At 52.9% G+C, this 26,479-nt stretch carries 20 protein-coding genes; 2 read left to right on the top strand and 18 right to left on the bottom strand.

Going from position 1 to position 26,479, the window contains the following annotated elements; genetic code table 11:
• The first annotated feature begins 103 nt into the window (after positions 1-103).
• Positions 104-661 carry an SMI1/KNR4 family protein gene (locus tag M2108_RS26260; RefSeq protein ID WP_277472323.1) on the top strand — a complete coding sequence of 186 codons (558 nt, stop codon included), beginning with the start codon at positions 104-106 and terminating at the stop codon, positions 659-661.
• 105 nt (positions 662-766) lie between these two features.
• Here the strand turns inward: M2108_RS26260 and M2108_RS26265 are convergent, their stop codons facing one another.
• The 11 genes from M2108_RS26265 to M2108_RS26315 form a co-directional block, all read right to left on the bottom strand.
• Positions 767-2,935 (bottom strand): class I SAM-dependent methyltransferase, encoded by a 2,169-nt coding sequence (locus tag M2108_RS26265; RefSeq protein ID WP_277472324.1) that lies wholly within the window; start codon positions 2,933-2,935, stop codon positions 767-769.
• Between the two features lie 122 nt (positions 2,936-3,057).
• Positions 3,058-4,977, bottom strand: coding sequence for a cellulase family glycosylhydrolase (locus M2108_RS26270; RefSeq protein ID WP_277472325.1), 1,920 nt, complete (start codon positions 4,975-4,977; stop codon positions 3,058-3,060).
• 28 nt (positions 4,978-5,005) lie between these two features.
• On the bottom strand, positions 5,006-6,010 hold the full coding sequence (locus tag M2108_RS26275) for a carbohydrate ABC transporter permease (RefSeq protein ID WP_277472326.1): 1,005 nt from the start codon (positions 6,008-6,010) through the stop codon (positions 5,006-5,008).
• Between the two features lie 22 nt (positions 6,011-6,032).
• Positions 6,033-6,932 carry a carbohydrate ABC transporter permease gene (locus M2108_RS26280; protein WP_277472327.1) on the bottom strand — a complete coding sequence of 300 codons (900 nt, stop codon included), beginning with the start codon at positions 6,930-6,932 and terminating at the stop codon, positions 6,033-6,035.
• Positions 6,929-9,508, bottom strand: a complete 2,580-nt coding sequence (locus tag M2108_RS26285) for a DUF5696 domain-containing protein (protein WP_277472328.1) — start codon at positions 9,506-9,508, stop codon at positions 6,929-6,931. Before M2108_RS26285 ends, M2108_RS26280 begins: the two co-directional genes overlap by 4 nt.
• Before the next feature lie 14 nt (positions 9,509-9,522).
• On the bottom strand, positions 9,523-10,143 hold the full coding sequence (locus tag M2108_RS26290) for a YIP1 family protein (protein WP_277472329.1): 621 nt from the start codon (positions 10,141-10,143) through the stop codon (positions 9,523-9,525).
• Entirely contained in the window at positions 10,124-11,632 is a 1,509-nt protein-coding gene (locus tag M2108_RS26295; RefSeq protein WP_277472330.1) for an SMP-30/gluconolactonase/LRE family protein, read from the bottom strand. Before M2108_RS26295 ends, M2108_RS26290 begins: the two co-directional genes overlap by 20 nt.
• A 12-nt stretch (positions 11,633-11,644) precedes the next feature.
• On the bottom strand, positions 11,645-12,547 hold the full coding sequence (locus tag M2108_RS26300) for a carbohydrate ABC transporter permease (RefSeq protein WP_277472331.1): 903 nt from the start codon (positions 12,545-12,547) through the stop codon (positions 11,645-11,647).
• 2 nt (positions 12,548-12,549) lie between these two features.
• Positions 12,550-13,455, bottom strand: coding sequence for a carbohydrate ABC transporter permease (locus M2108_RS26305; RefSeq protein WP_277472332.1), 906 nt, complete (start codon positions 13,453-13,455; stop codon positions 12,550-12,552).
• 22 nt (positions 13,456-13,477) lie between these two features.
• Positions 13,478-16,369 carry an extracellular solute-binding protein gene (locus tag M2108_RS26310; protein WP_481856950.1) on the bottom strand — a complete coding sequence of 964 codons (2,892 nt, stop codon included), beginning with the start codon at positions 16,367-16,369 and terminating at the stop codon, positions 13,478-13,480.
• 205 nt (positions 16,370-16,574) lie between these two features.
• Entirely contained in the window at positions 16,575-17,936 is a 1,362-nt protein-coding gene (locus tag M2108_RS26315) for an ABC transporter substrate-binding protein (protein ID WP_277472334.1), read from the bottom strand.
• Between the two features lie 454 nt (positions 17,937-18,390).
• On the opposite strand from M2108_RS26315, the gene M2108_RS26320 reads away from it, so the two are divergent.
• On the top strand, positions 18,391-19,395 hold the full coding sequence (locus M2108_RS26320) for a LacI family DNA-binding transcriptional regulator (protein ID WP_277472335.1): 1,005 nt from the start codon (positions 18,391-18,393) through the stop codon (positions 19,393-19,395).
• A gap of 176 nt (positions 19,396-19,571) precedes the next feature.
• Here the strand turns inward: M2108_RS26320 and M2108_RS26325 are convergent, their stop codons facing one another.
• From M2108_RS26325 to M2108_RS26355, 7 genes are all read right to left on the bottom strand, one after another.
• A complete protein-coding gene (locus M2108_RS26325; RefSeq protein WP_277472336.1) occupies positions 19,572-20,657 on the bottom strand; it encodes an ABC transporter ATP-binding protein in 1,086 nt (361 codons plus the stop codon).
• A gap of 15 nt (positions 20,658-20,672) precedes the next feature.
• Complete coding sequence (locus tag M2108_RS26330; RefSeq protein WP_277472337.1) at positions 20,673-21,455, bottom strand: ABC transporter permease; 783 nt, start codon at positions 21,453-21,455, stop codon at positions 20,673-20,675.
• A 1-nt stretch (position 21,456) separates the two neighbouring features.
• A complete protein-coding gene (locus tag M2108_RS26335) occupies positions 21,457-22,314 on the bottom strand; it encodes an ABC transporter permease (protein ID WP_277472338.1) in 858 nt (285 codons plus the stop codon).
• Between the two features lie 36 nt (positions 22,315-22,350).
• A complete protein-coding gene (locus tag M2108_RS26340) occupies positions 22,351-23,427 on the bottom strand; it encodes an ABC transporter substrate-binding protein (protein WP_277472339.1) in 1,077 nt (358 codons plus the stop codon).
• Positions 23,428-23,471: 44 nt separating this feature from the next.
• Complete coding sequence (locus tag M2108_RS26345) at positions 23,472-24,641, bottom strand: amidohydrolase family protein (protein WP_277472341.1); 1,170 nt, start codon at positions 24,639-24,641, stop codon at positions 23,472-23,474.
• A 249-nt stretch (positions 24,642-24,890) separates the two neighbouring features.
• Complete coding sequence (locus M2108_RS26350; RefSeq protein WP_277472343.1) at positions 24,891-25,538, bottom strand: GntR family transcriptional regulator; 648 nt, start codon at positions 25,536-25,538, stop codon at positions 24,891-24,893.
• A 165-nt stretch (positions 25,539-25,703) separates the two neighbouring features.
• Positions 25,704-26,432 carry an aspartate/glutamate racemase family protein gene (locus M2108_RS26355; protein ID WP_277472344.1) on the bottom strand — a complete coding sequence of 243 codons (729 nt, stop codon included), beginning with the start codon at positions 26,430-26,432 and terminating at the stop codon, positions 25,704-25,706.
• Between the last annotated feature and the right edge of the window lie 47 nt (positions 26,433-26,479).

Below are 26,479 nucleotides of genomic sequence, written 5' to 3' on the forward strand. Positions count from 1 at the left end.
TTCTTACATGACTATTCCAACTCCCAATCTGTCAATGGATGAAAACCAGTGAACGAGTGAGCAAACAAGAGAAAATATTAATTTATAGTGGGAGGCACCTTACATGAATTGGAGCAACCTATTCAGCAGCAGCTACCAGAAGCAGCCGGGCCTCTCCGCTGCGGAGCTGGAGTCTTTTACAGCCGGCTGGCATCAACCGCTGACAGAGAGCGAGCTGAGCGAGATTGTCAGCAGGCAGCGCAATCCCTTCCCGGCAGCGCATCCGCTGTATGCGCAGTATACCCCGTTTGACCCGGAACTCTGGTCGATCCCGCAACATCCGCTGCCTGCAAGCTACCTCGACTTTCTGCGTTATTCCGATGGCGGCGAGTTCGGGAACGGTGACCGGTATTTTCAATTCTTCAGTGCAGGAGAGCTGCGTTCCATGATGCTGGCCTATGAATTTCCGGAATATATGCCGGGAGCTGTGCCGTTTGCGATGGACGGAAGCGGCAATCATTATATCTGGGATATGCGCAGCCCCGCAAACAGCGAAGGGGAGTATCCGGTTCTGGTGTCCCATTCCGGCAGTCTCGGCTATGAAGACTCTATTGTTATCGCACAATCTTTCCTTGAGCTGTGCAGCGGAACGACTGCGGTGGATGATGAGCTGAACGGTTAAATGAAGCGGCTGGCAAGTTGGACACTGGACAATCAAAAGGCCTGAAACTGCCCGGCATTATGCCAATACAGTCTCAGGCCTGATTCTTGCTCTAAACTACCGGTTTCAGACTGCCGCCTGCCCCTTGCGGATCACAATAAAGCAGGTGCTGTCCGGCAGCGGCACCGCTGTTCCGTCTTCGTCCATCACGCTAATCCGGCCGCGCAGAGCCTCGGTGTAACCCTCCTGTAGATAGTGACGGAACACCTCAATTTGCGCCCGGCCGCCTAATTGCTCGCGGATAAAATCTTCATACTGCGAAGGAGTGAAGTAGCCGAACTGCTCCTGCACCTCATGAACGTAAGCTTCCGCTCCCCAGGTATAAGTGTATAAAAATTCCATCGCATCATTCACCGGCATCAGCACTTCATGCTGTCCGGTAATCTGGTACTGAATTTCACGTCCGGCAAAATCCTCCGCATACCGCTTCAGCCACTCCAGTCCGTTCTCCTCCAGGAAGCGGATTCTCCGCTGCTGCGTCTCCGGCTCCGTCATAATCCCGTCACGGATAATAATCACTCCGCCTTCGGCCAGCACCTCAAAAGCGCTCACCAGCGCTGCGGCAACGGTCCGGTGATTAAACTTCCGGCCGTCCATCGGGACATAAGAGTACAGCTCATGCAGAATCGACGAGAATATAACCGTGTCTACCCTGCCCGCGTCCATATACTCCTTCAGATTCAGCGCATCGCCCTGCAGCACCTCCCAGCGCCGTCCTTCCCGCGCCTTGCGCTGCTGCAATGCCTCGATCACATTGCTGGAGATATCAATGCCGACCGGTGTAACCCCGGGCATCCGTTCTTCGATCAAATCGAGCAGCACACCACCGCCGGGTCCGATATCCAGTACAGTGTTGCCGGTAATATAATCAAGAATAACGGACTTATAATCGGCCGTGTCATTCATCTGGCTCAGATAGCTGTCCTCATTATGGAACCGGTCGAAGGCATCCCTCCGCAGCTCAAACAGATCGAACAGCATCAGCACCGCCCGCTCATACAGCACCGACTTCTCGGCTTCCATACAGAATTCAATCAGCTTCTCGGCGGCAGGCGAGAACTCGAAGTCGAAAAACACCGTATCCGGCAGATGCCCCTGCCGCCGCAGCCGGTGCACCAGATGCGGATTGCCCGGCTCAAGCATGCCCTCCGCAATATCCTGCCAGGTCAGCCCGGACAGATATTTTTCGATAATCCGCTTCTTATATACGTTAATCTTCTTGGTGCCCTTGTAATCGTAATAAATCGAATTCATCACCGCTTCAAAGCTGAGATGACCTAAGCCCCCGCCGTTGCTGTTGCCGCCGTTGCCGTTGCCGCCACTGCTGCCGCGGGCAGCCAGCGCCAGCACCTTCAGAAACTGCTCCAGCGAGAAGGTCTGCAGTGCCGATTCCGCATACCAGAAGGTGGCCGGCTGCAGCGCTTCAAGCCATTCTGCAGGTAGTCCCTCCTGCTCCAGACGGCTCCATTCCGCTGCAAAATCCTCCCCACGGAGAATCGGGCCGGACCGCATGCGCCGCAGCCGCTCCTTCATCGGCAGCGGCTCAGCCGGCTCGCCGGAGGCGACGGCTGCGATCAGCTCCATGATCTCTGTGCGCACATCCTGCCACAGCACCGGCGAGACTGCACCGATGATGCAGTGGTTCAGCGCAAACAGCAGCCTTTCCAGCTCATCTGCGGTCAGCAGCCCTTCTTCGGCAATGGCTGCCAGCGGCTGGTTGACCTCCGGCGGAACCTCGCCGCGGATCTGCTGGCCGAGCAGTCCGTGCGTCTCGATCAGCCGGTGCACAATGACCAGCGTTTCCGCATGAGGTGCACCCGCCGCCCTGAGAGCAGATGCCTGCGGCCTTCCGGTGACATCAAACGTCTCCCCTGCGGTGTGCTGCCAGTATAACTGGGCAGAGCCTATGTTATGGGCAAAGCAGTTTATACCTTCCTCCTGCCACTTCCTGCGCTGGCGCGGCGTTCCTCCTTTGGCCGTTTCCGACCAGATCAGCGTCTCCTCGGCCAGCTCCTTAATCCAGTAAGACAGCTGCAGGCTGTCGAGCAGCCTGAGACTCCGTTCCACATAGTCCAGCACGGGATTGCGCTGATCCAGCTCCTGCAGTGATTCCACCCGTTCCAGGTTAACGATCGGCATTTCGGCAGACACAATAAGATTAAGCCATGCCGGCCCGGCCGAAGGCTGCAGCCGGCCTTCGCGGTAAGCTTCAATGGCTTGCAATGATTTCAGCATGGGAGGCCCCCTATGTAAGATATAAGTTAGTACTTACTATACCATAGCCCCGCTTCCCGCCGTTTGAATCAGACGCAGCCAAAGGTCTTACCCCGTCCCCGTTACAGAACCCCTGTACCGCATCATCTGCCTCTCTTCCGTTTTCCTCTTTTACCCCAGTAGATCCCGGCCGCTGCCAGGACAACCAATCCTGTTATGAGCACTATTGTTACCGTTAGCCTGCTGCCGCTCCCCGGCTCAGAACCGGCTTCCTCTCCGGCAGGTGAAAGTGCGGAAACCGCCGGCTCCTCCGGTTCGGCAGAAAGCTGCGGAGCCTCTGACGGCTGTCCTGTCTCCTGTACTGCCTCCTCTGCCAATGCATCCTCAGCAGACACCCCAATAATGGAGAAACCCTCCTTGGTTATCGTATAAGGAACGATTTCCCCGCTGCGGAAATGCATCCGCAGCTGCATCTCCCCGTCCTTCACCCCGCTCCAGAAGGCATCCGTGAACTTGATTTCACCGGTCTTGTAGTCCGGATAGAAATGGCGGATGTATTCTTTATACGGCGTCCACTCATCAGGACCGGCATTGCCGCCGCCGGTATAGACCGCTTCCAGCGTAGCCAGACTGTCCCCGTTGAACAAGACCGGCAGGGAATAGATTCCTTGCGGTCCCTGCGAGCTTCGCAGAACAGGAGTATCGTAGCGGATCAGCTTAATGGGCCAGTCAGCTCCGCCACTGAATTTCGCGGTCAATACCGCGTTCACCCCATACTCCTCCGTGAGCAGTCTCTCCATCAGTGAGGAGGTGAGTATTAACCGCTCACCCTCCAGCCTGTAGTCCGTGCCCTCCGTAAGTACCTTGTCACCGGCCCGCAGCTCGCTGAAGGTATTGCCGTTCATGTTCAACTCCAGTGCCGTATCCTGAATCGGCGAGTCTTTTCTAATGTAGAGCGAATCGCTCTGCGCATTGGAGGAACGCCCCTTCCAGCCCTGCACCATTACCTGGTGCAGCTCCTCATCCACCCATTTGAAGGTGCGCCTGTCGAAGTGCTGTCCGTTGTCCCAGAGCAGCAGCGGCATTTTTTTCTCCCGGGCATAGTAACCGATGTACTCAAAAAACTTCAGAATCTCGCCATGCTGCACCGTCTCCAGTGATTTATCAAAACCCAGCAGGCCGTATTCGCCGACGATAACCGGAATGCCCTTCGATGTAAAGATGTCGTAGGCCCGGTCGAAGGCCTGAATCAAATCCTGCCTGGCGGTATCATCAAAGGTTATAGCGCCGGCTGTGTTCACACTGAACGCATAATATCCGTAGTAATGGAACGTTGCAATCAGCCGCTTGTCCTGGAGCTTCGTTATAGTCTTGGACAGCTCCAGCAGTCTGGCTTCAGTTGGAGCAGCAGTCAGTGTAGAGAGCACAAGCGGACGCTTGCCGTTATTGCCGCCGGAGCTGCGGACGATGCTGTGGAACGAAACGTTCAGCTCATCCAGCATCGTGAAATATTCCGGCTCATCCTTGCTCCAGTCATCCGAGTAACGCGGTTCGTTGACACTCTCGAACATCAGCGTATCCGGATAATCCTTGAAATACCCGGCAATCTGCGTCCAGGCGGCATTAAATCTGGCCATCACTTCATCATGCTCTGCGGCCATGTTCATAATCCAGTTAGAATCGTGGTGAAGGTTAATCATCACATGCATTTTCGCCTCCAGCGACCAGTCGACTACCTCCTGAATGCGTGCCATGAAGGCCGGATCAATGGTATAGTCCGGGGCATCCCCCATCCGGTGCCTCCAAGTAATCGGAAGACGGATCGTCTTGTAGCCCTCGGCGGCAAGCTGGTCAATAAAAGCCCTGGTCACAGGCGGGTTGCCCCAGGAGGTCTCATCTCCGCTGGCTTCAAAGGTGTTGCCCATATTCCAGCCGGGACCCAAAGCTTCCACATAAGCCTGCATCGGAGTATTCCCTGCCTTGGCGTGAACAAACGGAGCTGGCCAGGCCAGGGCAGCAGCCAGCAGCAGGATGATCAGGCTGAACGGAGGTTTATTTTTCATTGTACGCACCCTTTCCTGCAAAGCAGTGTTATCCGATAATACCGCTCCGCTCCACGCTCTCCACGAAATACCGCTGCACAACCAGATACAGCAGAATCAGCGGAATAATAGCCAGCAGGATGCCGGTGTCGATAATCATCGCTACGTGGTTCGGATCAGCCTTAACCGCAGACCCGCCCCCGCCTGCCCCCAGCATACCCGGAATCAGGGCATTGGCCTGAGCCGCCAGCGAGCTGACCTTGGTAGGCATCAGCGCCATTTCACTCATAAAGAGTGAAGTAAAGAAGGTATCGTTATACTGCCACACGAAGCAGAATAGGATGACGGTAATCATCGGCGAGACCGCATTGGGCAGCATGATCCGCAGGAACGTTTTTACGCCGCCCGCGCCGTCGATCAGGGCTGCTTCTTCAATCTCCTTCGGCATCCCCTTGAAAAACTGGCGGAAGATATAGATAAAGAGGCCGGCCTTCAGACCGATCGCGGTTGCCGAGGTAATAATGGAAGGCCAGTACGTATTAAGCAGATTAAGCCCGGACTTGCCGGTGATCAGATGAATGATCCCAAGAATGTCGAAGCTTCTGAAATGCAGGTACATCGGCACCATCAGTGTACTGGTCGGCACCAGCAATGTCAGAATGACAAGTGCAAACAGAAGGTTGCTTCCCGGAAAGTTAAACCGGGCAAAGCCGTACCCCGCCAGGGCACAGGAGGCCGTGGTCAGCAGTGTCGTCACGACGACGAACAGCAGCGTGTTGCCGAGCAGCGGGAAGTAATCCAGAATCTGCATCGCCATTCGGATATTGTCCATCGTGAAATGAACGGGAATCATATAAATCGTCGGATTGTAAATATCCGCCTTATCCTTGAAGGCAATGGAGAACTTCATCAGCAGCGGATAAATAATGATGAAGGATATCCCTGTGACAAGCGCATAACGGAACACTGCGTACAGGATATCGACTGCCCTGCCTCTCACCTTCTGGATTCTGTAGTGCTGGGCTTCTTTACGGACAGCTTGCGGGGACTGCATGCCGTATCCTCCTTTGCATAAATCAGTTGTAATGCACCCGTTTGGACAGCACGTAGCCCACAATGACCAGGATAATGCTGATAATCAGCGTGTAAATCCAGGACATCGCCGCACTCAGCCCGAAGTTCTGGGTGGTGAACGCCGTGGTGAAGATCATTTTTGTTACCGCGCTGCCTGAGAAGGAGTCGATTATCGTATAGATTACGTTAGTCAGAATGAGCGGGCTTACGAGCGGGAAGGTGATTTTCCAAAAGGATTCATAGGCGGTCGCCCCTTCAATCTTCGCCACCTCATACATCGCTCCGGGAACAGACTGCAGGGCGGCAAGGAAAATCAGAATCTGCACACCTGAGCTGGTTATAATCTCATAAATCCGCAGAATGGCATCCACAATGTAGTCCACGAACGACAACGGCAGACCGATGTCGCTCAGAATCATCACCATGGACATAACGTTGTACTGGGAGCCCGATTGCCCCAATTCATTCACTGCGGTCGCATCCCCGACCAGATTGATCAGCCCCGAGGCTTCTGCAGCCGATATGGCATTGGAGGCCAGAATAACCGGCAGGAAAAAGATGGCCCGGGCAACGATTCTCCCCCTGAACTTCTGGTTCAGCAGCGTTGCCGAGAACAGGCTGAAGAACAGGATCATCGGCACATTCAGCACCATATCCCAGACCGATTCGGTCAGGACGCGGTTGAAGGTTGCATCGACAAACAAAGCATTGTTGAAATTGGCCCAGCCCACTCCGTCCAGCGTAAACCCCGCAGGATCAACGGTTAATTTGCTGAAGCTGAATTGGATCGACCGGAGCAGCGGGGCTGCGAACAGGAATATAAATCCGAGCAGCCACGGTGCTATAAAAGCAATGCCCAGCAAGGAGCGCTTATGCTGCAGGCTCAGCTTGTTTCCGTTCATGACGGTTCACCTTCAATCACATATTGTCCGGCACCGACAGCTATTCCCTGTACGGAGACATCCTTGCCGGTGTAGTTGACATAGATAGATATACCGTTGCTGTACTGCACCTCCACAACACCCTCCTGATGGCGTGTATGGTTTACAATCTGCGCATGCTGTACCGGAGAAAGCACCTCATTCACTTCCTTGTACATGGAAACCGCCTGCTCATACCAGTCCAGATAGGAGGTTGCATACATGCTGTCAAAATGCGTGAATTTCAGCTTCGAGGACGGCTCATACGACCATGAAAAATAAGGCGCTGACCCTAGCTCGATGGAATGGAGCAGCTGAGTGTGCATATCCTGCTCATCGCTCAAATTGACCGGTGCTCCGGTGTAGCTGATGAAGCCGTGAACCACCATCTGGTAAAAGGGCACCGTTTCATCCGTAAGCGCAAACCCGCTGGAGGATTCAGGAACATGAATCAGATGGTCGGCATAAGGCCAGGCGTAGGCATTGCCGCCAGAAACCATGGTCTGGTCCACATCCTGGCTGATTCTGTCCAGCTGCTCCATCACAATGGCTTTGGCTGTCTCCCGCTGGATCACCCGGCTGGCCCGGAAGTCGGAGCTCAGCACATTGCCTAGATCCCGCAGAGACACGCCTTCCATTCCAAAGCCGGCATACTTATCCATAAAAGAATCCACATAATAGGGCAGCTTGGCTGGTGATAACAGGTAGTAGCCTCCAAGTGTCATATCCATCCGGTTCAGCGCCCGGTTATAAGGATACAGCTGTGCTTCTTCCCGCGTGACAAACCTTGCCGCATCGGAGGAGGGGGTGAACCCGCCGTCATTGTGATAAATCTGCTGGAAGGCTACATCCGGGAACAGCGTTCCGCCGTCCTGTGCCAGCTGGTCCCGCAGCGCGGTCAGCTCCGACCTGCTGCCAAGCACGCTTTCCGTCTTCAGCTTATCCGGCGTGGAGTGATTCACGCCTTTGCCGGACCAGCCGGTGTACCGCATCAGCAGGCGGCCGATGCCGTCCTGCTTCAATTGCCCGGCAATCAGCGCAGCCTGCCGGAAGGAGGTCATCGAAATCTCGGAGCGGTAAGGCACGCCGAGCAGCGATTTCTGCTTGTCGACAGCGCCCAGCATATCCAGGTAGAACGGAATGCTCTGCTCTTCGGCCAGAGGCGTGAGCGCCTTCTCCGCAACCAGCTTATCCCGGTACAGCTCAGCCATCCCGGAGTAGCTGGCCTTATCCCCGCTCAGGAAGCTGTAGCGGACCTGAATATCGCCTTTGTAGATTTCTTCGCTAAGCAGCTGTATTTCCTGGATGGTCGCTCCGGTATACAGCTCAAGCTCATCCTCGCCTCGCAGGGAGTAGCTGCTGTGGATGAAATTGTAGGAATTCTTTTTGCCGCTGATATCGGCGGCAATGCTGGCGATGGCATCGCCCTTCTCAATGACGGCGAACCATGCGCCATCCCCCGCCTTCATGCCGAAGACCGGCATCCGGGCATTCTGGCTGACCTGTCCGCGACGGTAGCTGTTGTCATTGGGGTCCGGCCCGTACACGCGCTGCACATACTGCTCTTCCTTCACCTTGCCGTTGTTCAGACGGATCAGGCTGCCGGAGCCGTCAGGAACCAGCATATAGCCGTCCGTCAGCCGGTCTGCAGCGCCGAACATGTTAAGCAGCTCCAGGCTGCGGATCTGATATTGCCCGCTCTCCTTGACCTGGTTCACAGGAACGGTTACGACCAGCGAGCCTTCCTCCAGCCGGTATTCCAGCGGAACAACAAAATTGGGCTTGGACGTTCCCGATCCCCCGCCGATTCCGTTCTCCGCATTGTCCTGCGCCAGATCCTCGGCAGAATAGCCCGCCAGCACAAAGGCGGCGGTCATTTTTTTGAGCACCAGCGGTTTAGAGACCTGGGCATCGATCCGCTCCATGATGTCCGGGCTGCCTTCTTTGGGATAATAGCGGGTTGCAACATATTTGGCAGTCGATGCATCCAGCTTGGACAGCACCTTCTCCTCCAGCCGGGCCTGGCTGATATATCGGGGCAGCGCATCAATACCTGCCGAGGTGTCACCGATGGTATAAGTGATCCGCAGCCCGTTCTTCAGACTCTCGGCTGTGAACTGCTTGCTGCTGATGCTCTGGGCAAAGTTGGTGTAGGACTCCAGAGTCCCTACAGCGTCACGGAACAATACGGTCAGCTGCGAGGACAGCAGCTCCTTCTCAAAGCCCGAGGCCAGCGTATCCTCATTGCGGCCTTCCGGATTGCTGTACCAGATCTGACCCGTCCGCTTATCCTTCACCGCTATCTCAGTCGTTTCAGCGTTATAGTACAGGGACAGCTCTGCATCGTCCGCTGCCAGGATCATGCCGGGCACACCGCCGGTGGAATCGGGCAGCGCAGCCAGCTCGCTTCCGGCCTCAAGCTCAGCCGTCACTTCCATATAGGCGGAGGCTTCAACGGCTTCCGCTCCGCGGGAGCTGAAGTACAGTACAGCCGCGGCAAGGACACAGAGGACTGCGGCACAGGCCAGCACCGCAGCCGGTAATTTTCGGTTTTTCACAGATGCGGCCTCCTTCATGTGCGGAAAATCAATTCACGGTAAATGTTGATAAAGAACTCGATAATCTGCTGAAGCATGCTAAGGACAAGGGTTCCGAGGAAGACTACGATGCCCATAACCACTACCGTCAGCACCATCGTGACAACCGTTTTGAGCACAGTGTACTGGTGAACGGTCATAATGCCGACGAACAGCAGCGCGATGAACCAGATGGAGGCCACCGACATCATCAGATAGTAGAAGGCCGTTTCTTCCTCCGCCATGAACCGGCTGGCCACCACCATCGGAGTATAAATAATGACAATGGGAACCAGCGCATAGCCTGTAGCCATCATGATTTCTTTGAATTTTCCCTCACCGTCCATCAGCGTTGTAATGGCCCAGTTGGACAGGCACCACAGGAAAAACGGAAAAACAACGGTAAACAGCTGTGTAATGCTGTTTAGATGGCGCGGGTCATTGTAATTGACCAGAAAGCCTGCGAACTGATTCTTCAGGATCATGGAGATCACCACAAGCAGCAGAATAGTCAGTGTTACCCGCAGCTTTCCTTTACCCTCATATTTCATATCCCAAAAGCTGTCAAACGGATGCACAATGAGGTGCAGCGGGAATTTAATGAAATCCTGCCTCATGGGCGTTCCCCTCCTTAAGGTTGTTCGGAGCCTGCCTGGAAGCCCGGGAGTCCCGCTTTCTTCTCCAGAAGCTGAATATCCGGTAGGCGATCCATACGGCAGCCAGCAGCATTACTGATGTCAGGAAGGTTCCGAAGTGCTCCTGCATCACCTCTCTGCGGTACCGTTTGAAGGCTACGGAATAACCGTCCCGGTCCATCCCGAGCTTGAAATATTTCATCGCTTCCTTGTTGTTCTTCTCCATCAGCAGCGACTTGCCTATGCCGATATACGCGATATCATAGTTGGCATTCAGCTTCAGGACTTCCTTCCAGACGGGAACCGCCTGTGCATCCTCGCCGTTGTAATGATAGCCGACCGCCTCATTGACAATGCTGCCGAACCGGGTCGGCTTGAAGATCACGATATTGCCCTTTCCCCGGTCCAGCACGAGCTGGCTGCCGCCGGCGTACTCGATGGCTGCCGGTATTTTGAACGTCCCGGCCTGGTTGCCCTTGCCGCCGTATACATACAGAAGATCCCCTTCATCGTTATAGGTGAACACCTTGCCCTGATTGGCATCAAGCGCGCTGTACATACCGTCCGGAAGCACCTTGATATCGGTGAACTTGGACGGTCCAACCGATATCCGGTAACGGATATCCCCCAGCACATCGAAGTAGCCGAACCGCTTCAGCACATCCTCACCGGAGGGATTAAGCCGCTTGACCGGCTCCTTCGAGCCTGGATCAATATTGGTCGCATACAGGAAGCCTTTGTCATCCACATCAATATTGGAGAATTCCGTAGGGACGAACAGCGCCATCTGCGCCTTCTGCGCCTTGGTGGAGAACATCCGCCAGATGTATTCGGTATAGTCGCGCTTGACCTTATTCGTGCCGACGTAGCCGATGAACACCCCGTTCTCGTCAAACTGCATGATCCCCTCGAAAATACCCTTGGCGATAACATAGACCCGTTCCGCCTGGTCCACCGTTACCTTGACCGGGATAAACTTGAAGTCCGCCGGCAGAATATCCGACTCCGGCCGCTCAATCATCCGCAGCAGCTCCCCGTCCGGGGACAGAACGACAATGCGCCCGTTGTCCGTATCCGCCACGAACAGATTGCCCTCGTCATTAACATACAGGCCCGACGGATTCTTGAAGGTTTCTTCCTTTCCTCCGTTGTCAAAGCCGGTGATGACCTTATCGACCTTCCAGCTGCTGTCCAGGCAGATAATCCTGGCATTCCCGGTGTCCACGATATAGATCAGCCCGCTGTCCGCAACGACCATGTCTGCGGGGTCAAGGAAATCCCCCACCCCGAGATCCTTGCCTGTAAGGGTGCGGTCGGGGATGTATGCTGCCGGAGCAGGCACGGCTTCCTCCCAGTAATTATAGTTATAGCTCTCATATGGCACGGCCTCGGCATACACCGGCGCGGGAGCCGCACAACTTAGCAGCAGGGATGCCACTGTCCCCGCAAGCAGCCACTTTTTTGCAATCAACTGCCTTCCCCCCTAGTCCTTCATTCCCGAAGTAGCCATTGTCTCAATAATCCGGCTCTGTGAAAAAACAAACAAAGTAATCGGCACGCTCATCAGGATCAGCGCCACCGCCGCCGCAGCACCGGAACGGGCAATACCACCCGCTACCACCTGGCCTGCCGCGAAATGAAGCGATTTCAGCTGTTCGCTGTAGATGAAGCCGTTGCCGTCGCTGCCCCACAGAATCTGAAACAGCAGAATAATCAGTGTCAGCCAGGCCGGCTTGACGTTAGGCATAACGATCGTCCAGAAGATGCGGTATTCGCTGGCACCGTCGATTTTGGCGGCCTCCAGCAGCACATCCGGAATCTGCTCCATGAACTGCTTCATCAGATACAGGCCCAGAGAATAGGCGAATGCCGGTATAATGACTGCCCAGTACGTGTCGATCAGCCCCAGCCAGGACATAATCATATAGTTGGGCATGGCCGTTACGGCCGGCGTGAACATCAGCGATAGAACGACGATGGTGAACAGCACTTTTTTGCCGGGAAAATGATGCTTGGCCAGCGGATAGGCCGCTGCCGAGGCGAATATGACGTGTCCGATAATGCCTGCGCCTGTAATAAACACCGTGTTAAAAATATACCGGGAGAACGGCACCCACGAATTGCCGAGCAGGTTAAACAGGTCAACAAAGTTGTTCAGCGTGGGATTGCGGACAAACAGGGTCGGCGGGAAAATAAAAATCTCATCCAGCGGCTTGAACGCATTATTAATGGCATAAACGAGCGGCAGAATCATAAAGGCCCCGAAAAGTGTAAGTAGGGCGAATAACGAAAACGTGCCCCAGGCTGAACGATTCACCCGTTTTTGGGGCATCCGGACTGCGCGTCCGAGCCGCCTTCTGGCATTAACCTGAAAGGGGATATTCATGATTATTCACCCACCTTTCTAAGAAGCTTTTGGATGACAAGGTTCGAGGCGACCATGATCAGGAACAGGACGGTAGCAATTGCTGACGCGTACCCCATTTCAAATCTTGTGGTGCCAAAATCAATCAGATGCGTGACGATCGTCTCCGCCGCATAGTTCACACTCGGGAACCCGGCCAGGGCAATCGAGACATCGGCTACGGCAAAAGCGGTCGTAATCTGGATTACCGCGCCGAACATCAATTGCGGCCGCATCGACGGAAGTGTGATGTACCACAGCTCCTGCCAGCGGTTTTTGATTCCGTCCACAGCTCCGGCCTCATATAAGGTTCCATCCACCGTCTGCAGCCCGGCAATAAAAGCCAGGAAGCCGGTTCCCAGACTGAGCCACAGCTGCACCAGGATGATAATCGGCATAATATAGCCTTCCGTCTTCAGCCACAGAATCGGCTCCAGAATGAAGCCGAACCGCAGCAGCAGGCCGTTCATAATCCCGTACCGGTCACCGGAGAAGATCATCAGCCATATAAAATAGACGTTTCCTGAAATGGAAGGCGCATAGAAGACAAGCGTCATTACCGCCCTAAGCTTGGGTGACAGCTCATTGATGATCCACGCGAACACAAAACAGGCAATGTAGCTGATGGGCCCTGTAATCACTGCGAACAGCAGCGTATTTTTGAGGGCGATCAGGAAGACGTCATCCTCCAGGAACAGGCGGGTATAGTTCTGCCAGCCGATAAACTTCGGAAACTCTAACATATTGAAATATGTGAAGCTGAGCACAATCGACACCAGGACAGGCAACACCGTAAATACGGCGAACAGGATCATGTACGGTGCCATTAAAAAATAGGAATGCTTATTGGCTCTTATCTCATGCCATTTCAGGCTCCACCAATTCTGCACGGCTTGCTCCTCCCCCTTGCTGCTATAGGCCAAACTCTTTGCGCTTGGTGCTGATCTCATCCTGGATATATTGAACGTAGTCCATGATGGATTCCCGTGCCTCCACATTGCCGACTACCGTCTTGTAGAAGGCATTAAATAAATGCCTTCCCGTAAAATATCCGCCCGGCACCTCAGGCACACCCTCGGCCCACTCAAACTGGGCTTTCAGATTATCGTAATCGGCAACCGGCCAGGGCAGACTGTCCAGCGCCTTGATGTTGGCGGTCGGATAACGCGCGGCGGCTCCCATGAGGCCTTCCATTTCGCGCCCGAACACGGTCTGCGTCTCCTCACTCGTCCACCATTTCATGAACGCCCAGGAGGCATCCTTGTCTTTGGCCTTCTCCATCATAATGACGCCGCTCCCCCCGCTGGAGACCGTCCGGTCGATCGTGTCGTCCTCCTTCAAGGTGCCGGGTATCGGTACAAAGCCCCACATACCCCGGATCTCAGGAGCGAAAACAGACAGCTGGTTGTATACGGTGTAATCCGCTATACCGAAAGGCATTTCCCCCGTGCGGAACCGGTTCGCAAAGTCATATTCGCGCTCAAGCTTGTAGTCGGTGTAAAACTCCGTCCACTGCTTGAAGGTCTCGATACCGGTCCGGGAATCCAGATCCGACTCCTGTCCGCCATCACGGTAGAACTGCCCGCCGTTCTGAAACAGCAGTGCCGCGTACATGGAGTTGGGCGGAATATTCTGCCCCTGAATCGCGGACTGGGCGACTACCGGAAGCCCGAACTGCATATGATTTTTGCTGAGCACAGCCAGCAGAGTCGATACATCCTGCCAGGTCTGCGGCACCTCCAGGTGGAGCTCCTCGAGAATATCCTTGCGGTAGAACAGCATGTTGAAGGTCTGCGTCTCGGGCAGGGCATAGGCCCCGCCATCATACCGGAAAGGCACCATCGCGCTGTCGCGGAAACGGCTCTCTACTTCGCTGTAGTCTGCGAACTGCGTCAGATCCGCCGCCGCATTGCGCATGGCAAAGTTAACAGGAAGGTCGGTACCGATCTGCATCGCCACATCCGGCCCTTGCCCGGCCAGCGTCGCCGGCAGCAGCGTGGACATGTTCACCAGCTTCAGATTCACGTTAATGCCGGTCTCCGGCGTAAAGGTCTCGTCGATCATCGCCTTCATCGTATTGGCCTGATCCCGTCCGCTTCCGATCCATACCGTGACAGACTTCTGGTCAGCTTCCTCGGAGACGTTGCCAATCTGGTTATAATCGGTGAAGAAGGAAGCAAGGAACGTTGCCGCCTCGTGCTTGATCTTTGAGCCGATGCCCATTCCCTTCTTGGGCAGCTTCATATCCGGCGAGGCCACATACAGCGCATCAATCTCCAGCGGCTGCTCTCTGGCCTGCTGAACCCATGTGCCAAGGCCGCCGGTATTCGTCTTGTAGGCGGTAAGTCTTCTCGGGATCGTATCCGGGTCCTCGATCAGCTCACTGAGCTGCTGCGCCATCGTCTTAAGCAGCGCTTCCTGGTCGCTGGACTGTCCCGACAGCTCTACCAGACGTTTGGCGACACCCCTCAGCCGGTCATGCTCGGTCCCGAATACCTCCAGCATATCCGGCACCTTTTTATCCAGCTGGTAATCGCGGTATTCATCCGGCTTCGTGCCGGTAATCATCAGAATTTTGCGGTACATCGAATTGAGGTTGTACAGGCTTTCCTCTACCTCACGGATCAGCGGAGCGAACTCGCCCAGGCTGACCTCAAGCCGCACCACATGCTTGCCTTTTTCAAGATGGTACAGATAGGGTTCATCTCCACCCATCACATCAATCCGGTAGCCGCTTTTATAGCGGAAAGGAACCATGGCCATTTCGGCAAACGGCACCACACCATCAATGGTCAGTTTGCGGGTGGAGTAAATCCCCCTCACAAAATTTTGCTGTGTTTTAAAGGCCATCTTGTATAGTCCTGTCTCAGGAATAGCGATTTCCCATTCGATCCACTGGCCGGGTATCCGCCAGTTAAATCCGCCAATGGTGTTGATTCTGATCTTGGAGGAGCTGTAAGGGTGAACCGCAGAGCTAGAGCGCTCACTGAGCGGATACAGGGTCGGCGATGATTTCGCTGCCGCTGCCTCTCCCTCAATGACCAGCAGCTGATGATTTGCAGGCTGTGCACCGGCGGCATCCAGCTGCTGTTTCAGCTCCTCATAGGACTGCGGCTCCGGCTGCTTGTACAGCTTCAGCTGCCTGATAATAACCGGCTCTCTGGAAGACTCCAGTGCCAGCGTATGGGTCCCCTTGGAAAAGTAAAATAAAAAGGGCTCATTCTCATACCCGTCAGAATCCTGAAACGGCTTCTCGCTCCAGCGCGGCTGCTCAAGCTGTCTGGGTCTCAGGTCATTGCCCTGATTATCTCTTTTCAGCTGATCCAGCTGATTCACCCAGATGCGGTCAAACTGCAGAAAAGCAGCCTCACGAAACGGCAGCTCTCCGTCAATGTACAGTGCGCGCTCGATTGCCGAGCTTTTGCCTGCTACCGGATAATACAGCATGGACAGATTGTAGAGCCCGGCTTCAGCGACGCTGACCGTCCATTCCACCTTGCCCGACTCACCGGTGAGCAGGGACTCTCCGGCCATTCCCTCGTAATCAGACAGCTTGCTGATCCCGCTGTCCTCAGCCAGGCTATAATCCGCAGCCTCAATAATAATTTCCTGCTCCGGTCTGGCAGCATCCTTATGCCCGGCCAGATAAGCTGCGTACTTATCCTGGTTAAAGGCTGCTGTTCCTTCTGCAGCGGCTGCATCATCCGGAATTTGTCCGGCTGCGGATGCTGCCTGCGCATTCTTTGTTGCCGGTACTGACTGATCACTCGCATTTGCCTGTACGATCAAGCCTGCCGGAAGCATAAGTAACAAGGCTAAAGCGGCAAGCGTTATATTCTTGGCCAGTTGAAAACGGCTAGTTTTACCGGTCACCAGAAGTCCTCCTTACAGCAGAAGCCGCAGTTCCCCTTGTACGGAAAGGCTGGCATGCTGTGGTGAAATCTTACCTGTATGCAGCAGGGGGAGCCCGCAGGCTCCCCCGCCGCAAATGCGGCCCAGGCCGCTTCTGTTACTTGCCCAGCTTGGCAATGGAAGCCTCTGCTTCCGGTTTATACTTCTCGGCAGTCGCAGTAACCGACTGATTATCTACGATAATATCCTTCATAAAGCCGTAGGTCGGGAATTCAGGATAAGCGGTTTCCAGCAGAATCTGGCCTGTGTTGTTGATATGGTCATGCAGCATTGCTACATCTTCTTCATGGGCATAGATGCTTTCCAGCCATTCCTGGCTCGGGAAATCGCCGGTTTGGGTAATGTCATACGTTTCCTCGAACGCCTGGTACACAGCCGACGGATCTTTTACACCTTTAGGAATAAAGAAGGCATTTTTTCCGTTATCCGCATACGTCACCTCAGGAGATCCTGACGGGCCGTTAGGGAACGGAACGACACCGAAATCAAAGGTCAGGTCGCCCAGATTCCATACCGGAGCCGGGAACATCGCCACATCGCCGTCTTTGAAGGTGTTGAACTCGTCATAGCCGATTTTGTCGGTGCCTTTGACCTTCATGACATTCTCCACATTGTAGAGCCGGTTGATGAATTCAGCGGTTTCAATCACCTTCGGATCGGTCAGGCCTTGGGTGCCTGTGGCTTCGTCAACAATTTTGCCTCCGTTGGCCGCAGAGAAATTGCGGAGGATGTCGATAGCCCAGCCCGAGAACCCGTAGGTGTCAATTTTGCCGTCATTATCGGTATCCTTGGTAGCCTGCTTGGCGATTTCGATGAACTTATCCCAGTTCCATTGTCCGCTCGCGTATACCTCCTGCAGGTCAGGCAGGCCCAGCTTCTTGAACAAGTCACGGTTGTAATGCAGGCCCGCGCCCCCTGTTCCCGGCTCCGCAAAAGCGTAGTATTCATTGTCGATCTGCGGGGCTTTAACCAGCAGAGTAGCTTCGTTGTTAATATTGGATTCGGCAGTTGTATACTCGCTGACCTTCATCAGCTGCCCCTTAAGAATGGCCGGCCATGCCGAGTTGTACTCCATAATCACGATGTCGGCAAAGGGCTCTCCCGTAAGCGCAGTTGCTGTAAACTTCGGCATATATTCTTCAAACGGCACATTCACGAATTCAAATTTGCAGTTGTATTTCTGCTCCACTTCGGCAATCTTGGCCAGCCGTTCCTTCTCGGAAGCGGAATTTCCCGCCGGCTTGAGGTCCCACCAGGCAGCTACCTTAATAACGCGTCCGCCCATATCCACCGGTGCTGCTGTAGGCTCTGCCGTTGCTTCTGCAACCGCCTCGGTTGCAGCCGGCTCTGCAGTCGGATTATTTTTGGGATTGTTCGCCGCATTATTCCCGCCGCTGCAGGCTGTAAGCAGAAAAACCAGGCACAGCAACAAAACGGAATACCCCTTTACTCTTTTCATTCGTATAACCTCCCATAATTAAATTAAAGCGCTTACAGACATGTATAAAAAAATAACAACATTCCAGAAGCATCGTTCTTTTCGGCATACCACCTTTTCTTTTGTTATTATTTTTGTTTTTATTTTGCATAACAAATATTACCACCCGTTAGGCAAACGGTCAATCCTATTTTGACGTCTTTTTAGATTTAACACGCTTTCATTTTCTAATTTATGTATCTAAACCTAATTTAATGAATGATCTTACTCCTTTTTATTAATTTAACAATAACAAAAATAACATACAACAAAACATAACCATCAAACAAATCTCTATCGCTATTCATTTAAATCTGTTCGTTTTTATTTTTATCCCCCAAAAAAAAGATGTGTGAGTCCGGCCTTCTTCATGTAGAATTGTTAATACGGCTCCCTTTTGACAAGCTGACTAATCTGACTAGAGTGGGATGATTTTATGCGACGCAAAGTAACGATACAATCTATAGCGGATTTCACAGGACTCTCCAAATTTGCAGTTTCACGGGCCTTATCGAACAAACCCGGAGTCAGCTCCCAGACCCGGGATACGATACTCAAAGCCGCCGGCCAGCTTGGCTATTTCAAGGACTCTCTGCCGGCAAAGGCTCCTGGCGGACCGGTGGATCTGGATATGCGCAAATGGTCCGGGACCATTGTCATTCTGTTCCCTAACGTCCGCTACCAGAATCCGAAATCCTTATACTGGGGTCCGGTGTTTAACGGTATCTCCTCCAGGCTGGACCAGCGGGGCATCAACGTGGTGACATTAACCGAACCCAAGGGAGACTCCCTGTTCTCCCTGCTGCATCCCGAGGCCATAATGGGTGTGATCACAGTCGGTTCGATTTCAACCCCAATCCTGCTGGAGATCCGCAGTCTCGGAATTCCTGTGATGATGGTGGATCACGCTGATCCCGGCTTCAAGAGTGATTCTATTTTTACCGATAACATGACTGTCATGAAGGAGCTGATGAGCCTGGCCATCGGCAAAGGATATACCAACTTCCAGTTTATCGGCAACATCCGCGATGCTGAAAGCTTCTACGAACGCTTCCTTGTCTTCCGTGCGGCACTGGAGGATAAGGGAATCAGACTCAGCCAGATTCCTGCGCTGATCGGTCCTGAGATTGACCAGTTCAGGGAGACTTTCGCCGCCGCAGTTACCGAGCATGGCCTGCCTGACATCTTCATATGCGCCAACGACACCTACGCGTTGTTCGCGATCGAAACCATGGAATACATGGGCCTGCCTGTTCCCGCCAATCTGACCTTCACCGGCTTTGATAACACCTATCCTTCACTGCCTCTGCTGGCTACCGTTGATGTCAATAAGGGACAGCTTGGTATGCGGGCTGTCGACCAGATGCTGTGGAGAATCCTTAATCCCGGCACAAGCTTTGAAAAAATCCTGATCCAGGCCGATCTGATTATCAAAGGCTGACACTCGGATCAGGATTCCTGTCCGCAATCAACACCAAAAAACCTCTCTTCAGCGGAATGGATGGTCAAACTCCATTTCACCAAGAGAGGTTTTGTTGTAGACAGACAAAATAAATTGAACTGGTGATATTTTATAGCATTGGGCCTTACGATATATGTATCCGCCTACTCTGCAGTTCAAAAGGTTAGCGTATCATGAACAGGCCACTGAACCACCGCTTCTTCCCCTACCCGCAGATCAAGCTCTTTTCTCGTATTCTGCAGCCGGACAATAAATTGCTCATCGAGAGATTCGATGGCAACTCCGATGAGATAGGAAGAACCGGAATAGTTAATGAAAGTCACTTCACCGGCCACCGCATTGAACCCCGCCTCCGGTACCGGCTGATCATCCACACCTTTACGCCGGACAGAAACGGCCTCCGGCCGGACCATAACATAAGTGGGCGCGCTACCATTCCCGGTTTTCTCCGCAGAAATAATGTTTCCCTTCGACAGCTCAAAGCGCCAGAAGCCTTCCGAAGCCGTGACATTCGTGATCGGGTACAAGTTTGATTCGCCCACAAAATCAGCCACAAATGGGTCGACGGGGTGCATATAAATCTGCTGCGGCGTTCCGATCTGCACAATGTTCCCGCCATTCATGACCGCAATACGGTCAGAGATGACCATTGCTTCCTCCTGGTCATGGGTAACAAAGATACCCGTAAAGCCAAACTTCCGCTGCAATACGCGGATTTCAATTCCCAGCGCCTGGCGCAGCTTGGCATCCAGATTGCTCAGCGGCTCATCAAACAGTACAAGCGGCGGCTTAAGCACAAGGGTCCGCGCCAGCGCAACCCGTTGCTGCTGTCCGCCGGACATTTGCGCGGGGAACCGTTCTGCAAATTCATTCAGCCGCACAGAATGCAGAGCCGCTTCCACCCGTTCTCTGATTTCCGATTTGGGCACACCGTGACGTTTCAGTCCAAAGGCCACATTCTCAAAAACATTTAGATGAGGGAACAAGGCATAATTCTGAAAAACAAGCCCGATGTTCCGCTTATGCGGGGCAATCCGTGTCAACTCCTTGCCGTCCAGCCGGATGGAGCCCGAGGTTGGATCATGCATGCCGGCAATCATCCGCAGGGTCGTTGTTTTCCCGCACCCGCTCGGTCCGAGCAGCGACAACATCTCACCGCTCTCCACAGTAATATTCAGTTGGTTCACTACAGGCTTTTGCCCGTAATTTTTCACTAGATTTTCGATGATTAATTGGCTCATGGTTGCGCCTCCCTGCTATGTCTTTTTGCCCCACCGTGTAAAGCCGATACCCAGCAGTCCGATCAGAATCGTACCTGCAATAATAATCGAAGATACCGCCGCCAGCGAGGGAGACAGGTTAAACTGAATGTCCGAATAAATGGTCATCGGCAGAGTCTTAATGCCTGGACCGGTAAGGAATAAAGCAATAACCAGTTCATCAAAGGAAAGCACCAGACTGAGGAAAGCACTGGCCAGCAGCGACGGTCTGGCAAACGGCAGCGTCACGAGGAAAAAGGTCTTGATCGGCGAAGCGCCCAGAATAATTGATGCCTCTTCCACCGACCGCTCCATCCGCGAAAATCCGGCCAGCATGGTCCGCACAACATAAGGAATAATCAATATGATATGGGCCAGCAGCAGTCTCAGGAAGAACATCCGTACCCCAAGATAACTGAAGAAAATCAGCAGCCCGATGCCAAACAGCAGTGTCGGAATAACCAGCGGCGACAGAAACAATCCCTGCAGCGCATTTTTCAATCGAAATTCAAACCGGGCTATAGCGTAGGCAATCATTGTCCCCAGCGGGAGTGCGAAGACAGTGGTTAATACAGCCAGCTTGATACTGGTCAGAAACGGCTCCGAATACCTTCCGCCTGTAAGTACCTCCTCATACCATCTCAATGAGAAGCCCTGGGGAGGAAACACCAGAAACTCACCGGAATTAAAGGATGAGATCAGGATGACAAGCAGCGGCGCCATAATAAACAGATAAATCAGCGTATTCACTATAGTAAGCAGAGGGAATTTCCTTCTCATATCAAACGACTCCTCCCGGCTTCCTGCCGCTTAGCATCCGTCTGTAGAGACTGGTTATCCCAAGCATGGTCAGCAGCAAAATGACGCCCATAGCAGAAGCATAAGGCCAGTTAAGCAAGTTGATTGTCTGATTATAGATTTCTGTGGCCATCAGCTTCACCTTGGCTCCGCCGATCAAGGAAGGGGTGACGAAGAAGCTTAGTGTAATCGAGAAAACAAGCAGTGTACCGGCAATAATCCCCTGTTTGGACAGCGGCAGGGTGACGAACCAGAATACCTTTGTTCTCGAAGCCCCCAGGTTGGCGGCTGCACTTTCAAGATTGCGGTCCATACCCTCTAATACGGAATACAGGACGAGCACCATATAAGGGAGCATGACATGCACCAAAGCGATAATTACACCGACAGGGGTATACAATAATTCAAGCGGCTCACGAATCAGCCCTATTTCGAGAAGAAGCTGATTCAGAATTCCTTTGCGGCCCAGTATAATAATCCATCCGAAATTGCGGATCACGGCGCTTGTCAAAAGAGGGAGCGCGATCAAAATGAGCAGCAGAAAACGGTGCTTGGGCTGAGCCCGGGATACGCCATAAGCCAGGCTGTACCCCAGAATCAGACAGATAAAGCTTACAGCGATACCGATATACACCGAACGCCAGAGCATTTGCAGATAATACGGATCTGTGAAGAATCTTGCGTATTGCTCCCAGACGAATGCCGCTTCCATGGCCCCGGACGGGTCCGTACGATAAAAGCTGAGTACCAGCAGCCGGACGAGCGGAAGAACAAAGATCAGCAGAAAAATAATCAGCCCGGGAGCCAGCAGGATCCAGTAAGGGGGAATGCGTTTCAGCACGGCATTGCAGCTCCCTTCAATAGTATTGTTACAGTGCTACTGTGAAATCAGTTTGCTCCACTTCTCCATCCAATCCGCCTTGTTGTTGTTCACCAGCTCCAAATCAAGCCGGATCAGGCTGTTAAACGTTTCTTCACCATTCGGAAGGATGGCCTTCAGTTCGTCAGACAATTCGGTTTCAGTATTGGTCGGGGAATAACCTCCGCCCTCAGCGGTCAGCTGCTGTATCTCCGGACGCAGCAGGAAGTCGATATACTTCTGGGCCAATTCCGGATTCTGACTACCTTTCACAACTTGTGCCGTGATATAAATACCAACGGCTCCTTCAGCAGGAATTGCGAAGCCGATCGGAATTCCCTGCTTGCCGAACGTATAGGCATAGCCGGAATCGAACGGCGCAATGACCGCCTCATCCTGGGCGAATAAATTCCCGACCTCGGGACTGGATTTGACGATGGCCGCGGTACTTGGCAGCAAAGTCTCGACAGCATCGAGTCCCGGCTGGATGTTATCCTCTCCGCCGCCGTTCATCTTGGCGAGAGCTACCAGGAACTGGTTTCCATAAGTGTTCGAGATATCAACCAGGCCGACTTGTCCCTTATACTCATCTTTCCATAAATCATTCCACGAGGCTGGAGGGGTGGGGATCGCGTCGTAATTATAAATCATGCCAAGAGCTTCATAACCAAATGTAGGCCCGTAGCCGTCTGCACTGAGCGCTTCAGGGTAGAGATTATCCAGGTTCTCCATCTGCTGCGGATCAAGCTTCATAATCAGATCCTCTTTGGCTGCAATCTGCTCCTGACCGCCGGAGAACAGCACCACATCAATGGTTTGATTGTTTTTCTCCGCACGAATCTTGGCCAGCGCATCTGCCGAATACAGGGTAACGACTTCAACCTCGGCATTGTATTCCTCTTCAAATTGTTCGATGTAGGCACGCTGGGTTTCTTCAATCGCCCCACCGAAAGAGGTGACTACCAGCTTACCGCCGGAAGGCTTGTCTGTGGCTGCCGCCGTTGTAGCCTCATTACCTGAACTGCACGCTGTCGCCGTCATCAGAAGTGTCAGTATACCTGCCGCAGCTTTTCCATAGAACCATTTCCGCATCATACATATCCCCTTCTCGTTTGAGAGTATGGTAACTTCCCCGTTATTTAACCGTTTGATCGTTCATTCCAGTTACGGATATACAAATTACGCGCATTTTCCGATAAAACCATACCTGCCGCTGTATACGCGTATTCTTCATCAATAATTCCTTCTGTCACCAGATCCGTCAGCATTGTACCGAGCTCTTTCTTGATCATCCGGCCGCCCAGCCAGCTGACTTCGGGAATCGTAAAGCCGTCGGAGCCGTACATTACCTTTGTAAAAGGGGCCATCTCAAAGATTTGCCGGAGCTTCGGCTGCACTCCTATGCTGCTGAAGGGGATCATGGAAGACAAATCGAGATACACATTATGATATTGATTGACCAGATAACCGGCTTCCTCGACAAACGGATACGCGGTATGAATAAAAATAATTTTCACAGCCTGATAGTGCGGATCGCTGACAATATTGTGCATCAGCAGCGGACTCGCGAGCTTCACATCCAGTAGCGGGGCATCGCCTGCACCCGAATGCATCTGAATCGGAATGTCATATTCCATGCACAGCTCGAACGCGAGCAGCACCAGATAGTCACGGACATCTTTTTCAGCTTCGGTGTTGTCAGGCGATTTCAGGAACTCACTGTAGCTGTCTGCAGCCTGAGTCTTGCTGATCTTATTTATTTTCAGTCCGGTATGGTAAGCAATCACAGTCTTAAAAGCAATCGTTCCCTGATTCTCCACCTCGTCCCTCAACTCCCGGATGTAGGTCTCTTCCAATTCCTCGAAGGGAACCTTCTCCTCGAACAGCCGATGGTATGTAGCTTCCACCCGGTGAATGCGGCGGGTCGGAATCGACGACGAAGTCTGGTGGAACCAGTCAAGCTCCTCCTGGGCTAAGCGGGATCCCATAACCGGGAAACCGTAGTCCACCAGCAGTGATTCCAGGCCTATATCCTTGAAAAGCATATCAACATATTCTTTGGGATTAGCCTTATAACGCTGATTGCGCTGCAGGATCAGTTCATCATCTGACACGCGGGGATCAAGCCCCAGCAGCTGAATCATCTCTTTACGGACTATTTTGAATAACAGGGTGTTTCGGGTATCGCGGCTCTTAGGGGGTATCAAGGAGAGGGTGAAGCAATTATCGAAGCTCTTCTTCTCCCGGGTCGGCATGAATGGATGACAGTGGTCGTCAATAATGGGCAAGCGGCTGATATCAATCGTCATGTGGTAATCCCCCTTAATCTTCTGCAAACAAATTGTTTTTGTTATTGTATACAATAATACGTACACGGAGATCTCTTGTCAACAAAAGTTACACATGGGATGTGAAAAGATATTTTTATCAGATATCAAGTGAGATAACATGACATAAAATAAAAAAACCATTCATTCCCCTCCCCGGCGGGAGCGTAACAAATGGCTTGTTTATATGATACCTATGCCGTAAGCATTTAAATGAATCTTTATAGATACCTACAACGTATCTTTGTACCCATATTTAACCAGATCATTTCTGGCTCTGTTCCAATTTTGCTGTGTGTAATACCTGGCTTTCTCGGAGTCTCTGGCAATGATTGCCTCGAGTATAAGTTGATGCTCCTCTGTTGCTTTATCCAAATTGACTCCCGCCACAAACTGTGTCTGGATCTGGTAGGTTTTGTGGAACAGTTTTTCTACATGGTAATTAAGCAGCTTATTCGGACACATACGGTGCATGGTACGATGAAATTCGATGTCATGCTCCTTCCACTGATGGAAATTGGACAGGCTTTTCTGCTCATTCATCCTGCCTACCAGCTCCGTAAGCTGGCGAATTTGCTCAGAAGAGGGCTGTCGTGCGGCTAAGTAGGCGATCATCCCCTCAACGGCCTCCATCATCTCGTAACATTCCCTTACATCTTCTGCAGTAAGCACACTAACGTACGCACCTTTCCGGGGATAGACGGTCACAAAGCCTTCCACAGACAATAGTCTGATCGCTTCTCTTACCGGGGTCCGGCTCATATTCAGCTTCTTGGCGTATTCTTCTTCTATAATGGGCTGGCCTTGGTTTAGCTGGTTCTCTTCGATGTCCCGAAGAATGCTGTCGTATGCAATTTGCGCTTGGTTCTGCTTGCCCATATACACAGTCTCCTTCACCGGTCATAATTCTCATAACAATACGCTGATTATAATACTATCAGAATATACCATCTGTAAAGTTAGGTCATCACCAGCAGAGGGTTCCTTCTCAACCAAAAAAAAGCGTGGACGCCCTGCGGCGCCCATGCTTCCTTGGCTTGTTCACTATTCGAATGAACTAAGAACACCGGCAAACTTCTTTTTTTCCGGGTATTTATACGTCTTCAGCTTGCTCGTCTTTTTCCCCAGGTCGACAATCGATTCCGCAAACTTCACGGCCGCGACCACGCCGTCGAACACCGGAACGCCCAGTTCCTGCTCCAAACGGTCCGCGAATTCGGCCATGCCCGCACAGCCCAGCAGAATGGCTTCCGCATAATCTTCCTCCACGGCCCTTCTGCCTTCCTCGGCGAGGATTTCCATCCCTCTGACCGGGTCCCGCTCAAAGTCCAGCACGCCGAGCGGAGTCGTACGGATTTGCACCACACGGTGATCCATGCCATATCCGGTTACCAGCTCCTCCAGCATCGTCTTGATCCGCGGCAGCACCGTGACAATCGAGAAACGCGCCGCCAGCATGGAAGCCATATACAGCGAGGCTTCGGCGATGCCGATGACAGGCGCCTTCGTCAGTTCTCTGGCCGCCTGCAGGCCGGGATCACCGTAACAGGCGATGACATAAGCGTCTATGCCTTCGGCTTCGCCTTTTTGAATTTCCTGCAGCACGCCGGGAATCGCCAGATATTCGTCATAATAGGACTCGATAGACACCGGCCCCATCTCCGGACTTACCGCTAATATTTCCGTCCCGGGCCTCGCCGCGCTTTTGGCCGCATGCTCGATGCCCCGTGTCATTTCCCATGTTGTGTTCGGATTGATCACCTTGATCTTCATCGTCTCACCTGTCCCTTTCTCATTGTTTCATGTTTTGGAATTTTTAT

The sequence above is a fragment of the Paenibacillus sp. PastM-3 genome (assembly GCF_029893965.1).
Lineage (GTDB): Bacteria > Bacillota > Bacilli > Paenibacillales > Paenibacillaceae > Paenibacillus_AQ.